Annotated in this window: 13 protein-coding genes; 7 read left to right on the plus strand and 6 right to left on the minus strand. The window is 46.4% G+C overall.

Going from position 1 to position 13,836, the window contains the following annotated elements:
• Positions 1 to 5: 5 nt before the first annotated feature.
• Both LFX25_RS18310 and LFX25_RS18315 read left to right on the plus strand, forming a co-directional pair.
• The gene (locus LFX25_RS18310) at positions 6 to 224 is read left to right on the plus strand and encodes a hypothetical protein (protein ID WP_238731711.1); all 219 of its coding nucleotides are present in this window, start codon (positions 6 to 8) and stop codon (positions 222 to 224) included.
• A 211-nt stretch (positions 225 to 435) separates the two neighbouring features.
• A complete protein-coding gene (locus tag LFX25_RS18315) occupies positions 436 to 651 on the plus strand; it encodes a hypothetical protein (RefSeq protein ID WP_238731712.1) in 216 nt (71 codons plus the stop codon).
• Between the two features lie 55 nt (positions 652 to 706).
• On the opposite strand, the gene LFX25_RS18320 is transcribed toward LFX25_RS18315, so the two are convergent.
• The gene (locus LFX25_RS18320; RefSeq protein ID WP_238731713.1) at positions 707 to 2,155 is read right to left on the minus strand and encodes a PP2C family protein-serine/threonine phosphatase; all 1,449 of its coding nucleotides are present in this window, start codon (positions 2,153 to 2,155) and stop codon (positions 707 to 709) included.
• Between the two features lie 161 nt (positions 2,156 to 2,316).
• On the opposite strand from LFX25_RS18320, the gene LFX25_RS18325 reads away from it, so the two are divergent.
• Positions 2,317 to 3,765: an MBOAT family O-acyltransferase gene (locus LFX25_RS18325; protein WP_238731714.1), complete on the plus strand. Its 1,449-nt coding sequence runs from the start codon at positions 2,317 to 2,319 to the stop codon at positions 3,763 to 3,765.
• Here LFX25_RS18325 and LFX25_RS18330 read toward each other — a convergent pair.
• Positions 3,750 to 5,294, minus strand: a complete 1,545-nt coding sequence (locus LFX25_RS18330; RefSeq protein ID WP_238731715.1) for a hypothetical protein — start codon at positions 5,292 to 5,294, stop codon at positions 3,750 to 3,752. The two genes, LFX25_RS18325 and LFX25_RS18330, sit on opposite strands and share 16 nt — an antisense overlap.
• 179 nt (positions 5,295 to 5,473) lie before the next feature.
• Between LFX25_RS18330 and LFX25_RS18335 the strand changes: the two genes are divergently transcribed.
• From LFX25_RS18335 to pyk, 4 genes are all read left to right on the plus strand, one after another.
• The gene (locus LFX25_RS18335) at positions 5,474 to 7,084 is read left to right on the plus strand and encodes a hypothetical protein (RefSeq protein ID WP_406600551.1); all 1,611 of its coding nucleotides are present in this window, start codon (positions 5,474 to 5,476) and stop codon (positions 7,082 to 7,084) included.
• Positions 7,085 to 7,149: 65 nt separating this feature from the next.
• Positions 7,150 to 8,199 carry an aspartate-semialdehyde dehydrogenase gene (gene asd / locus LFX25_RS18340; RefSeq protein ID WP_238731717.1) on the plus strand — a complete coding sequence of 350 codons (1,050 nt, stop codon included), beginning with the start codon at positions 7,150 to 7,152 and terminating at the stop codon, positions 8,197 to 8,199.
• A 12-nt stretch (positions 8,200 to 8,211) separates the two neighbouring features.
• Positions 8,212 to 10,179, plus strand: a complete 1,968-nt coding sequence (locus tag LFX25_RS18345; protein ID WP_238731718.1) for a hypothetical protein — start codon at positions 8,212 to 8,214, stop codon at positions 10,177 to 10,179.
• A gap of 44 nt (positions 10,180 to 10,223) precedes the next feature.
• Entirely contained in the window at positions 10,224 to 11,690 is a 1,467-nt protein-coding gene (pyk, locus tag LFX25_RS18350) for a pyruvate kinase (RefSeq protein ID WP_238731719.1), read from the plus strand.
• 98 nt (positions 11,691 to 11,788) lie between these two features.
• Here pyk and LFX25_RS18355 read toward each other — a convergent pair whose 3' ends face one another.
• From LFX25_RS18355 to LFX25_RS18370, 4 genes are all read right to left on the minus strand, one after another.
• The gene (locus tag LFX25_RS18355) at positions 11,789 to 12,682 is read right to left on the minus strand and encodes a DUF1963 domain-containing protein (protein ID WP_238731720.1); all 894 of its coding nucleotides are present in this window, start codon (positions 12,680 to 12,682) and stop codon (positions 11,789 to 11,791) included.
• A gap of 133 nt (positions 12,683 to 12,815) precedes the next feature.
• The gene (locus LFX25_RS18360) at positions 12,816 to 13,076 is read right to left on the minus strand and encodes a hypothetical protein (RefSeq protein WP_238731721.1); all 261 of its coding nucleotides are present in this window, start codon (positions 13,074 to 13,076) and stop codon (positions 12,816 to 12,818) included.
• Positions 13,073 to 13,456: an LBF_4227 family protein gene (locus LFX25_RS18365; RefSeq protein WP_238731722.1), complete on the minus strand. Its 384-nt coding sequence runs from the start codon at positions 13,454 to 13,456 to the stop codon at positions 13,073 to 13,075. Before LFX25_RS18365 ends, LFX25_RS18360 begins: the two co-directional genes overlap by 4 nt.
• Before the next feature lie 19 nt (positions 13,457 to 13,475).
• Positions 13,476 to 13,754, minus strand: a complete 279-nt coding sequence (locus tag LFX25_RS18370) for a hypothetical protein (RefSeq protein ID WP_238731723.1) — start codon at positions 13,752 to 13,754, stop codon at positions 13,476 to 13,478.
• Between the last annotated feature and the right edge of the window lie 82 nt (positions 13,755 to 13,836).

Consider the following 13,836-nt stretch of genomic DNA (forward strand, 5'->3'; position numbering starts at 1 on the left):
GGATTATGTCACATATAGAAGTTTTAATGCCCAAAAATAGACCAATGCTAAATGTCGTGGAAGCCTTTGTTTACGGTTTCTGCGAAGAGGCGGCAGGGAAGGCCATTGAATCGGCGAATGGCTGCTTTGATCAAATAAGGGCACGTGAATCCTTTGAAAACGGACCTAACTTCTGCAGGATTTTCTGCGATATGCCTGCAAAAGGAAAAGCCGTGCCGGAGTGACGGCAGATAGATCAAAGGGCGAAGGTTCAAGCTGCGGAGCCGGAGTTCCTGTGGAAAGGGCTCCTTTAGGGGAACTATAGACAAAAACAGATCATAGCTTATCAAGAATCATGCAAATCTGTCATGTGTAGGAAAAGTTCCTGCAGATGCAAAGGTGTCAGAAAAAGGAATTTACGAAAGCCCGGCATTTCCGACAATCTACGGAATATTTATGGCTGAAGTAATTAAACTCCGCGTGCGGTGCCACGCCTGTTCGTATATGATTGAAGGCTCCGCGAAATACGGAGCTGGGCATTATGTCCCGGAGGGCGTGGATTTCGAGTTCGTTGCAATTGGAAAAATAGAAACACCAAAAGGCCGAAGAGTAAAGGCTGAAATTTCAGCAGTTTGCCCAAATTGTGGGATAAAAAATAAATGGACTGTTTGATCTTCGTAGAAGTTGATTAAAAATAATCCATAAAAAAGAATTGGAATAGATCAATTTATTTAAAATCGACTAAAATTAGGCAAATATCATCCTCTGCCTTGTTGGATCCTCTGAATTCGATCAGGCGCTGGTCGATGCTCTCGGGGGTAATTTCGGCAATGGCGGACGAAGCAATGCCGCGCTGCGTGAGCCAGCGGTAGAGCTCCCGGTCCCCTAACATCTTTTGTCCTGCGTTGTGGGTTTCCGGGATTCCGTCGGTAAAAATCGCAATTCTATCTCCGGAACTAAGTCGTATCTCCCTTTCTTTATAGTCCATTTTAGGAAAGATTCCCAGAACCTTTCCTCCGGGAGAAAGAAAACGAAGCTTAAAATTAGGCAATAGCTGATTAAAAATAATCCCTTTGTTATGCCCAGCATTAGCGTATTTGATTAGCTTTTTTTTGATATTTAGGTAGATATAAATTCCTGTAATGAAGTTATCGTTCAGTTTACCATACACATCTTCATTGATTTTTCTTAAGAGTTTGCCGGGACGCTCCCAATATCCGGAATTTTTTTCAAAACTGGATTTGAGCGTATTGGAAAACAAAGCGGCTCCGATTCCATGGCCCGAAATGTCCGCAAGAAAAATTCCGTATTCGGTGCCGGAAATTCGGCGGATCGTGTAAAAGTCGCCTCCGACAGGAAGCGCGGGCTTGTAGAGAATTTGTATTTTTACGTTTTCTTCAGGACCGGGAAGATCCGCGCGTAATGATTTTTTCTGAATCTTCTCCGCTTGGCGAAATTCTTTTTCGAGGTCGAGCTTTTCTTTTAAAATATTCTCGTGCTCTAACTGCCGCATACTGAGCAGTTCTTTCAAGCGTGTGGAAATGACTGCGTGCAGGTTTTGAATGAGGGAATCGGATTCTAAGCTTAAAATCTCCGTGGAAATCAAATATTTGAGACGGTTTTCCGATCCGATTTTTCGTAAAAGATGGAATTGAAAATTTTTCCGTAAAAGAACTTCGGCCTCGTAGATCTGCGCAAAGTTTAAACCGGAGCCTTCGGGAGATAGAATTCTTTCGATGACTTGAGATGGGTTTTGATACGTAAAAGGACGTTCTTCTGCAAAGGAATACAGTTTCCAGCGATATAGTTGGAACGTATCTACCACCCTTTGAAGGTTGAATGTCCACGTTTTGGAAAGCCCCTGAAACCAGGATTCAAGCAATGAGATTCTGGAATAATCTCGTCCTGGATGGGGTCTGTGATAATTTCCGAGTTCTTTCAGAATTGCGAGAATTTCACGATGAATCGGCGTTAGGTCCGGAAACGAGTCGTTTACGAATTTCGCTCCGGAGAGAATTTTTTGCAGAGAATACACCATGTCCTCTCGAAGAATCTGGAACAAGGTTTGCTTGAGTTCGTCTCGATCGATTTCCCGAGTTTCGTTTCCCTTTTTAGAACCGAGAAGCCGAAGCTTGGACAAAAACATTTCCACTTCGAAGGCCAGGTCCTCGGACAAGGAATCGGGGATTTCGGAGACGGCTTTCTGAATTGAGTTTAGAATTTCGTTCGATAAATCTTTCAGCTTCTTTTCTCCCTAAGATGTTCGCTGGAATTGAAAAACGGCTGGAGGATTTCCGTTTTGCCGAAATTCTGGATTCGTACGTCGCCTTGGTTTGAATGAATTTTACGACTCCACAATACTTTCTTTTTTTTGCAATCGTTTGGTGCGTTCGATGGGCTCTTGCCGCGTTCTTTCCGAAGAAGAATGTTTTCGTTTTGTATTTTCTGCTTTTGGTCAGTTATTTTTTCTATCTTTCCTGGGATTATCGCTTCGGGGTCTTGATTCTTTTTACTACCGTTCTGGATTACTCCGTGGGTCGGGGTTTGGATGCTCAGGAGAATCTTCGAAAGCGGAAAATTCTTCTCCTTCTTTCTTTAATCGGAAATCTTGCGGTCCTCGGATTTTTTAAATATTTCAATTTCTTTACGGATTCGTTTTTAAAGTTCTTTCATTCGTTTGGCTGGAACGTCGAGGCTCCGGCTTTGAAGGTGATTCTACCGGTTGGGATTTCGTTTTACACGTTTCAATCGCTGAGTTATTCGATCGACGTTTATAGAAAACAAATCCCGGCGGAAAAGAGTTTCGCGCATTATGCCCTATTCCTTTCCTTTTTTCCGCAGCTTGTGGCCGGTCCCATCGTTTCCGCGAGAATTCTTCTGCCCGCGCTTCGTTCCCTGTTTCGCTGGGAGAACGTTCCGATTCGAGAAGGAATTTGGCTGATTCTTTTGGGTTTCGTGAAGAAGGCCGTGATCGCCGATCGCATTTCCGTGATTTCGGACTTCGCTTATCAATTCCCGGAATCCGTCTCCACCGTTTTCGCTTGGATGGGCGTCGTTTCGTATGCGATCCAGATATATTGCGATTTTTCCGGTTATACGGACATCGCGATCGGTTCGGCGCTTCTTTTGGGAGTGCGTCTTCCTGAGAATTTCAAACTTCCGTATACGGCGGATAGTTTTTCCGACTTTTGGAGAAGATGGCATATCTCCCTGTCCGGTTGGCTCCGCGAATATCTTTACATTCCTCTCGGGGGAAATCGAATCAGCGGACTTGTGACCTATCGCAATCTTTTGATCACCATGATTCTAGGCGGCTTGTGGCACGGAGCGAGTTGGAATTTCGTGATCTGGGGATTTTTACACGGGCTTTGTTTGGCGTTGGAACGATGGTTTCGGGACCGGATCCGTTTTCCTTGGACGGAAGGTTTGTTCGTAGCTCGGATCGCGAAAATTCTATATCAGATTTTTGTAATTCTTTTGGTATGTTTGATTTGGATTTTTTTTCGATCGAAAACGTTTTCGGGATCGATGGATCTGTTTGTCGCTCTTTTTCGGTTTCGCGACGGAATTGAACCCACTTACACGATGCAGACTCAGTTCCTGACGATTTTTGGGCTGATGGTCGCGGCGGCCTGGATCGGTAGAAAAGAAGAATTCTCCGGTTCTTTTTCATCCTTTCGGGAGAATCTTCACTGGAGTCTTTTCGCTTTACTGAGCGCCCTCGGTTTTATCGTGGGCGTTGTCTTGACCGTGGAAACAAAACCCTTTCTCTATTTCGTTTTTTGAAACGGACGACGGAGCGCTTCCTGAATTCTGCGGGAATCTTCGTAGAGTAAGAACGCTTCGTTTTCGCAGGAAAATCGTTTGGACGGAACTCCGTAAACTTCCCGAATCCGCTCTTCTCCGAATCCTTTCGTAAACATCGCGACGGTTCCGGCGTAATTTTGCAAATATCGATCTTTGTTCGAAATCGTATGAGAACCTTCTAATGTTCCGTAGGCGACATGGATGGAGCGAATTTTCTTTTTTGAAAAAACGAAAATCCTTTTCGCAGCCCAAAAATCGCTCACGACCAGTGAAATCGGCGTTTTTTCGACGATTGTGTCGATACACGCGGTTTCCTGTGGTACCCTCAGGGAGAGCCGAATCGGTTGATTTTGACCGTTTCCCGTCGATTTGTGCCCGAGAAGCAAAAGCAAAAGGAATAAAAGAAAAATTCCGAGAGTAAGATAACGTTTCGGAAATCCGGCGACGAAACATAGAAAAAATGGTGCGAGGATCAAAGCCGGTGCCGCATAACGCAGGCTATATTCGTCGATGTATGATCCCGTTGCAACGGGCGCAAGGACGAGAACCGCAAAGAAAAAAAACAGAAACGCGGTTGATTTCGTTTTGCGAATTCTTGTTAAACCGGCAAGGAGGGCAAGCGCGAGAAGTAAGAGTAAGATCGCGGGCACCGGAACGTTCCCTTGCAAATCCGACGTGAACCAAAGTCGAGCTTCGGTAAAAAAACGGATTCCGTCTTTCGTTGCTTGCGCGACCGAAAGTTGCACTGGGATTCGTCCCGCCTTTTCGATGTATAAAAACGATTTTAGAATCGCATGCAGGATCAATCCGAAAACACCCGCGAGTAAAAGAAGTTTGGAACTTTCGGGAAAATACCGTTTCCATCCTTTGTCTTTTCGATTTACTGTGAACGAAAAAACAAAACCGGCTAAGATTCCCGAAACGATCAACTCGATAAAGAGAATCCGATCGGACGCTGTGGTAAGCGCGATCCAAAGAAACAAAAAGATCGCGTTTCGTTTTTCCATTCTTTGGTGAAGAAGAGGCCAAACATACAACGCGATTAAGAACGCACTCGCATGGATCGACGGTAAGAAGAGAATATACAAAGTCGGGAACAGGCCTGCGGCGAGCAACAAAAACGAAATCAAAAGTAACACCCAGGCTTTCACGCGCCGTTCTTCCTTTTGGGAGAGTTTTTTTCGGTTCCGTTCTTCCTGTGCGAAAATCCAAAAACGTTCCATAAGAACTGTGAACGTGATCGTCTGTAAGAATGCGAAACAAAGTAGAGCCTGATATGCGTTTTCAAAAAGCAAAAGGAGGATCGATACGATCGGGAAGTCCGGAAAAAAATACGGAGAGGGGGTGAACGACCAGGAAAGAAAATTTCCTCCGTCCCGAAATACATCCAGAGCAAGCGCGGGAAGATACAAAATATCCGAGTTCAGATAGATCCCTTCCGGGCTTCGCGTCAGGGAATAAAACAGGGAAAGAAAAAAGAGAATCAGGCTGAGAACATACTTCCACATTCTTCCCGAAAGGATTCCCGGATGGAATTGAGGGTAAAGTCAAAAAAGAAGTTCCTGGACAGACGACGCTCGGTTGCAAGAATTTGCAACGTCGGGTTTTGAAAACGAGGGATTATTTGGAGCAACGGGAAACTGCGGAATCGAAAACGGAACGATCGCAACGAAGCAGGAAACAATGGATTCTTCTGGGGAGCGGGATTCTTTTTTTATTCCTCATCGACTTTTTATTCTTTCGCGTTTTGATCTGGAAGGTTCCGAACGAATCTCCTTGGAGTTCCAATCACTTCTATAATTTTTTGTACGAATACTTTTCGCTTCGGGAAAAACAAAAACGGAATCCTAGGATTCTCATCGTAGGTTCGAGCATCGCACATTATTCCTTCGATCGGGAATCTTTCCGCAAAGAGATCGTTGCCAGGACGGGAAAAGAAGTCGAGGTGGAGTTTCTTTCTTACGCGGGGATGACTCCTCTCGACGCGTGGCTTTGCCGGAAAAAGATCGTCGAACTGGAGCCGGACTTTGTCGTGTTTCCGATCAACTTCATCGATTGGAGATTGCACCGTGCATACTCGATGAATCCCGCAAATAAAAATGAAACCATGGATCCTAGGATTCTTCTTTTGGACGCGCTGAATTTTTTCGAAGCGCCTCAGTCCCGTTTTATTTTTCCGTTGGAAACCGCGATTGAATTTTTTTCAGATCTCGGCTTTGCAAGAACTTCCGAGTATATCGTGTCGGGACTTTTCGGTTTTTATCGGTATAAGGACGTTTTTTGGAAGAATCTTCGTTCTCTCTACGATCATCGTTACGGAAGAAATACGAGTTATCATGGCTACAACGGGGTTCAAATCCCGGAACGGGTGACTTCTCTCGGCTGGACCGGACAAAAATTTTCGTTTGTTTCGACGGAAACGATGAAAAAGAACGGATTTTTAATCCAGATCGTTCCGGAAATTCTCGCCTCCGGGCCGCTTAAAATCACATTCCAAAAAGAGAATGTAGTTCAATCGTTTTTTTTTGCGGAATCTGGTTGGAAAAAGATTCTATTGGACGAAGCTTTTTATGAGAGCGATGTGTCCGGCTCGAGTGGCGGCGTAAATTCGGCCGCGGGAACCGACGATGTGTCGTCGGGTACGAAGGACGTTTCGCGCGATCCGCTGATTCACGCTGAACTTTCGCATACTTGGATTCCGTATTATGCCTCGGGTGAAAACAAGGACTGGAACTACGATCGACTCGGTGTTCGGCTGCAGCAAACCTTCGGAACGGATATTCCCCGAAACGGAATGCAATATACCAGGGAGGAACGGCTGGAGGATCTTCGGTATATCGGTATGAGTGATTTAGAATATTCTAAATACTTTAACTTCCGATTGCTCGACGATTACTCTCAAAGGCCCGGGATCGGTTATCTGATCGCCCTTCGGGAAGCGAAACTCCGCATTCGCGACGAAAAGTTCGTTCCGGTGCTTCATTTCCATTACCTCGAAAAGTTCGCAGGATTTTTGAAAGAAAAACGGATTCCGCTCTGGATCGTCAACAATCCCGAAAACCCGATCAGCCTCGGATGGTACGAGCATTCGAGCTGGTATCGGGACCATATTGCATTTTTGGAATCCCTCGCCGGAAAAGGGGTTTGGTTCAGCGATTTACGCCATTCTTTGCTCATGCAGGATTTCAGCGATTATCATCATTTCACATATCCGGGTATGATGAAAATGAGTTCGATTTATGCGGAAGAATTCGTCAAAATTTCTGAAAGACAACGCAAGAATCCTTTAAAACCATGATAAACGAGCCGAATTCGGCTAATACTATCGAAATGTGAGGGCGGGCTTTTCCGTTTTATTCAATTATGAGCAGGGTCAAAGTTGCCGTTTTAGGTGCCACCGGTTCCGTAGGTCAGCGATTCATTCAATTGCTGGAGAATCATCCGTACTTTGAAGTCACACATCTTTGTGCTTCCGAAAACAGCGCCGGCAAGACGTACGGCGAAGTTATGAAGACGAGATGGAAGATTTCTTCCGATATTCCTGCTTATGCAAAAAACATCGTCATCACGATCCCCGATCCCGAAAAGACGAAGGGTGTCGCATTAGCGTTTTCCGGTTTGGACGCGAGTATCGCGGGCGAAGTGGAAACGAATTACGCGAACGAGGGAATTCATATCATATCCAATTCTAAAAATCATAGAATGGACCCGACGGTTCCTCTTCTTTCCGCGGAAGTCAACGCGTCTCATCTCGAAGTTCTGACTTCTCAAAAGACCAAAGGAAAGATCATCACCAATTCGAACTGTACGATCATGGGCGTTACGATTTCTCTCAAGCCCCTTTACGATCGTTTCGGAATCGAATCCGTTATGCTTTTTTCTATGCAGGCGATCAGCGGCGCCGGCTATCCCGGAGTTCCGACCATGGACATTTTAGGAAACGTGGTTCCTCATATCGGAGGGGAAGAAGACAAAGCGGAGATCGAACCTCTCAAATGCCTCGGCAAAGTGGAGAACGGCAAGATCGTTCACGCGGATTTTCCGATTTCCGCACATTGCAACCGCGTTCCGGTCTTTGACGGACATACTGTGTGTGTGTCGGTGAAGTTTAAAAAGAAACCGACGCAGGATGAAATTCTTACCGCTTGGAAAGAATTTTCCGGAGAGCCGCAAAAGCTCGGGCTTCCGTTAGCACCGAATCCTCCGATTTTATATCGTGAAGAAGCGGATCGTCCGCAGCCGAGATTGGATCTCGATACAGGAAACGGCATGACTACGGTAATCGGTCGTCTCAGACCCGATCCTGTGTTCGATTGGAAATATGTCGTCTTGAGTCACAACACGATTCGAGGAGCGGCGGGCGCTGCGTTATTAAATGCAGAACTTCTTTACAAAAAAAATTTCCTTGGATGATACTGTCATTCCATGTTGGAACCTCAGTCTCCTGAACTCAAAGTAGCGGATTATAATACTGCATTGCAGTTGACTCAGTCTCTTGAGTCCAGGGGCGATTTCCAATACAAGGGAATCCACAAACTTCTTCTCGTGGTCGGAGATTGGACGGATAAGTTCGTCGCGAACAAAATTCTTCCCAACGCCGATCAATTAGCCAGAGAATTAAACATCGAGAAGGAAAGGATTCAAACCTATCTCAAAGAACTCTCCACCAAATACAATCCCCCGATCGTAAAAAAAATCTGCATGGTGGATTTCAATCCGAGCGGAGACGGCGCCGACGGAAGAATCGATTCGTATCTCAGAATGAACCCGGTCTTTGCGAGACCGCAGCCGACCGACGCTTCCACGAGCCATCGTTACGTGGACGGCGTCAATCAAACCACGTTCGCTTCCATCCAGCGTTGGGCGAAAGAAAAACGGGTTTTCCCCGGAAAGGAAGAATTTGTTAAGCGAATTCATACCGCGATTCTGGAAAACAAACTCACGGACACCTATGCTTCCACTGAAATCGGAAGTCTTTTTAACGACCCTTTGGACGTTACTCCGGGCCTAAAACAGGTTACGGTGAACATTCATCTCAAACCGGTTCTCAAAAAACTGGTGGAACAGAAGGTGTTGTTCTTCTTTCGGAACGAACACGCCCTCAATCCGGGGAACAGGTCCGTTTTTTACTACAACGTTCACGACGAGATTCTCGGAAGAATCGAAGCGTATAAGAGTTTTCTAATGGATCGTCTGGTTCCCGAACTCCAAAAGATCGGGGCGATAAGCGCTTTGACCGCGGAGGAAAAGGAAAACACGAGAACCCTCGTCAACTCCATCATGCCTTTCTTAAGTCCGGCGTACGGAGATCAGAAAACGGCGATGGAAGAACTTCTCGCGCTGATCCATTTCGAGGAAGAAGACAAGGAAAAAAAGGAAAAAGAAGAAAAGAAGGTCAAGCTGGGCGAGATTCTCGACTATATCAAATCCGCGAACCGTCTTGTGGATCTGAATTTTCTCCGGTTCCGCGGACAACAGCTCGAAGAGGATATCCGCACGCTTGTCGCCAATCACGAACAGATTCTTCATACCGAGTTCGCCGACAAAAACGCCCTGTATACGTATGTTCTTCATAAACTTTCGATTTCAGGCGCAATCGAAGCCGCGCGGAAAATCTTCGCTTCCACCGGAAACGACGCGGAGATTCGGATTCTCGATCGGATGAAGGTGAAGGATTTTATCGACAACCGCGATGTGGCGGCTTCTTTCGATAAGCTCGAACTTTCGAGTCTGTTCAAGTATCTTCCGTTCTTTACGAGACTCTGGAGAAATCTTTTCGGCAACGCGACGGTTCATAAGTTCGAAGCGGAACAGATCCGGGCGCATAACGCGGTCGAGTTGAACAAACGAATCGTCGAAGCCCGCACCAAAAAGATTCAGGAAGACGCTTCCAAACTCGCGGAAAAACGCGTTAAGGAAAAAGACGCCAAAGAACAAGCGGAGAAGCAGGCGCGCAAACAGGCCGCGGCTCACGCGAAGGACGACAAAGTTCCCGCGTCTTCCGCACCGAAAGAAGTCGATCCTCAGAACGCGAAACTTCTCGAACGGGTTCTGGATATTCTGGACGATTATTGGTCTAGCCGTCAATATCCCGATCGCAATATTCTTCTGTATGAAATGGACGGAGAAATCGACGAGGAAGGTTTGATCAACTTTCTCAAGAAGTTCGGTAAGAACGAAATCTTCTCCTTTATGGTCCGCAATCAGGAAGAACGATATACGTTTCCGATTCTCGTGACGAAGCGTTACCTCAAAAAGAACGGAAGGGATCTGATGGAAAAATCTTCCGCGATCATCAACGAACAGAAGGACGCGAGCATGCCCGATCAGGATTTGTTCGACTTCTGTATCTCTCTCGACGATTTTCTGAAGAAAACCCTGCCGAAAATCTGATTCCAGATTGTCCTACGCCCCGCGCTCCCGAATAAAGGTACTACATGAAGAGCGAATCCTCTGTTTTTAGAAAAACGAAAATTATCTGCACCATCGGACCCGCCACCGCCGACAAAAAAATGATTCAGGCGCTCGCCGAAGCGGGGATGAACGTGGCTCGTCTGAACATGTCCCACGGAAATCACGACTTTCACAGAAGCATCATTCGCAATATTAAGGCTCTCAACAAAGACGTTCTCAAAAATCCGATCGCGATTCTGCTCGATACGCAAGGCCCCGAAATCAGAACGGGGGATCTTCAGGTCGATCACCTCGATTTGAAAGTGGGAGAAACGTTCACCTTTCATATCATTCCCGGAGAAGAATCCGAGGAACAATCCGTTTTCGTAAATTACAAGGACATCGTCAAAGATCTCAAAGTCGGAGATCCGGTCACGGTCGACAACGGTTTGATCAATCTCGTCGTCGAAGAGATCAACGATTCCGCTCTCAAGTGTAAGGTGTTGGACGGAGGAAGACTCGGTTCGAGAAAGCACATCAATCTTCCGGGAATCCGCGTCAATCTTCCTTCGATCACGGCAAAGGATCATAAGGACATTCTTTTCGGATTGGAAGAAGACGTGGACTTTATCGCGCTTTCCTTCGTTCGTTCGGTGGAAGACATCAATCAGCTGAAACAAATCATCGAAGAAAACGAAGGTCACGCGCAGATCATCGCAAAGATCGAAGATCAGGAAGCGGTTCGCAACATGAAAGAAATCGTAGCGGCCTCGGACGGAGTCATGGTCGCACGCGGAGATCTCGGCGTCGAAGTTCCGATCGAAGAACTTCCGATTTTGCAAAGGGCGATCATCAAAGAATGCGCTCTCAAAGGAAAACGAGTCATCGTTGCGACCCACCTTTTGGAATCGATGATCAGCAATCCTTCTCCCACAAGAGCCGAAGTAACGGACGTCGCAAACGCGATCTACGAAGAAGCCGACGCGATCATGTTGTCGGGCGAAACCGCCGCCGGAAAATTTCCGGTCCGTTGTGTGGAGATGATGGACAAGATCGCACAGCGCGTCGAGAAGACGGGCGGCGTGGATTACGTAAAAGATAAAATTCCTCAGGACAAAAAGGAACAGATGGCGAGATCCGCATCGGAACTTGCGGATTCTCTAAAGTGTCCCGCGATCATCGTGATCACGAGAAGAGGAACGACCGCGCTCAACGTGGCGGGATTTCATCCTCATTATCCGCTGATCTACGCTTTTACGAACATGACCACGGTTCGCCGGAAACTCTGGCTGACGCGAGGGGTGATTCCGTATCGGATCGATTTTTCCAGAGATCCCGAAAAGACGATTCGACTTGCGATCGAAACTCTAAAGAAAGCGGGAAGAATCGAGGACGGCGATCAAGTCGTGATTCTATCCGACATCATCGCCGGAGAGGATCGTGTGGAAACGATCCAGATCCGCGAGGTGAAAACCTATCCGACAACCGAAGGGGAAACCGCTTCCAAATAAAACTCGCGAACTCGACTCGAGGTCGGTGGCGGCTCAATCCTAAGCTGAATCGAGCCGTTTGACCGAGTTACGTCGGCGTTCCTTTGAAAGTTTTCACTCTACGTTCCCGAATAAGTCGAGTAGGCCTTCTCGAATTTTTTCTTCTTTAAATCCTTGCGATCGATTCGAATGTGAAAGTGGCCTTCGCCGATTTCGGAATGAAATATTAGAATTTCCGAATTTTCTTCGATCTTGGATGAGGATTTCTTGCGACGACGGGATTTGCCGTTCTCTTCTTCGTCGTCCTCATCGTCCATACGTTCGTCTTCGCCCTGCCAAAACAAGGGTCTTCCGAAAATTCTCAGACTCGGATTCCAGGTCGCGACTTCCGCTTTGAGAAGTTTGGTCAGCTTGTCGTACAACGCTTTCGGGAGAAGTTTTGCGATCGTTCTGTAATCGTACGCGTCGCCCGCCACATAGAAAAGATATTTCGGTGAAAAGGAAAGTCTGTAGGTCGCGTCTCTGTATTCTTCCAAATAATATTCCGGTTCGGGAAGGGAATCCTCGTCGGGGTACTCGACGACCTTTAAATCCTCGATCGGCCCTTCGTAGAATTTTAAGATGAACTCGCCTTCGATCGTATCGAAGATGTAGAGAATTCCTTCGTCCGGAAAAAGATTTTCAATATCATACTTTTTGAATTCGGCGATATTGAGCTGCGCGAAAAAATACGTTTCTTTCGGCCAAAATTTCGCGTTGGGAAGATGGGGAAGCCCTTTCAACTTCGAGGAGCCGAGCGGAATCTTTTTTTCCGGCGTTTCCTTTTCGTCGATATCGATGAAGTAGTGCAATGCCTTGGCAAGAATGGTCGGCGTGACTTTCTCGTCCTCCTGAAAATAAACCGAAGAAGTTCCGTCGTAATAGGTTCCTTCCGCCGGAATCTTTTCCAAAAGACCTTTCGGATACGGATACTCGAGAACGAGTTTTTTTGCTGTAGAAATCGGGGTGCTCATAGAATTCCTTTTTGTTCGTTTTTATAATTCGAAAGCGTTATGCGTCTTGCGAACAAACAATCAACAAAGAAGCAAGGAAAGTATTGAGTCGGAAATGGGGGAGTTCCCACGTTTCTAGGTTTTAAAAAACGAATTACTCTTCGTCCGGAGAATACACGTGATCCGGCACTTTCAGAAAGGACTGTAAGAATTCTCCCATGCCCAACTTATCCAGAGCGTCGACGATCATACCGGTATAATTGATCGAAGACTGGAATTTTTCGAATTCCAAACGCACTCTCAGTTTTTGAATGTGGAGATAGAGTTTTAATTCCTCAAGGCTCATTTCGGAAGGATCTTTACCAAGAAAACGATCGCTTCCTTCAAACGGATTGAGATCCGGAAATTCCTTCATGACCGGTCCTTGATCCGAAGAGAAGAGGCGGCTAACCACAAAAAGACGATCGAAAGGAAAAAACTGATTCCCCCCGTGCCCAGGCTGGAGATGAGAAGATCGCCGCCCGTGATTCTATGGATAAAAACGAACGCCCCGCCTAACAACCCGATGGAGCCGAATGCCAGAAAAAAAAGCCCGATCTTGAGAAAAATATAGGCTTGGATTCCCGCCTGAAAGCGCTTGATGAGGAATTTTTTTCCGTAGAGGAGAAGGGTTTGGAAGTATTCCAGAACGGAATCCACCAAAGAGAGGAAATGCGATTTGAGATCGTTTCCTCGTTTCGTATAATCGGAGTCGTACGATTCCGATTTGGAATCTGATTTTCTTTTTTTAGCCATCGGTTCCCGGCGGTTCGTATTATTTTCTGCGAATCAACATTCCGACGAGAAGTCCGATTCCGAGTCCCACTCCGAGTCCGATCAAAGTCGCCTTCTGCGGATTTTCCTTGATATAAGTTCCGGTTTCGTCAATAATTTGTTTCGCTCTTTCGGAAGTGTCGCCCGAGATCTGTTTGATCTTTTCCTTAAGATCGGAAACGTGTTCGAGATATTCTTCGCGGGCTTTGCCGGTGATGCGTTTCGCTTTGTCCTTTAAGGACTCCACTTCTTCATTGAAATCTTCCGCCTTGGATGTCATGGATGATTCCTCCCGATTCTTTTTGTAAGTTCTCCGTCTGTGGAATCAACCACTTTCGTTCTTTCGCAGGGCGGTTTTTCTC

This window comes from Leptospira sanjuanensis (assembly GCF_022267325.1).
In the GTDB taxonomy this organism is placed as follows: domain Bacteria; phylum Spirochaetota; class Leptospiria; order Leptospirales; family Leptospiraceae; genus Leptospira; species Leptospira sanjuanensis.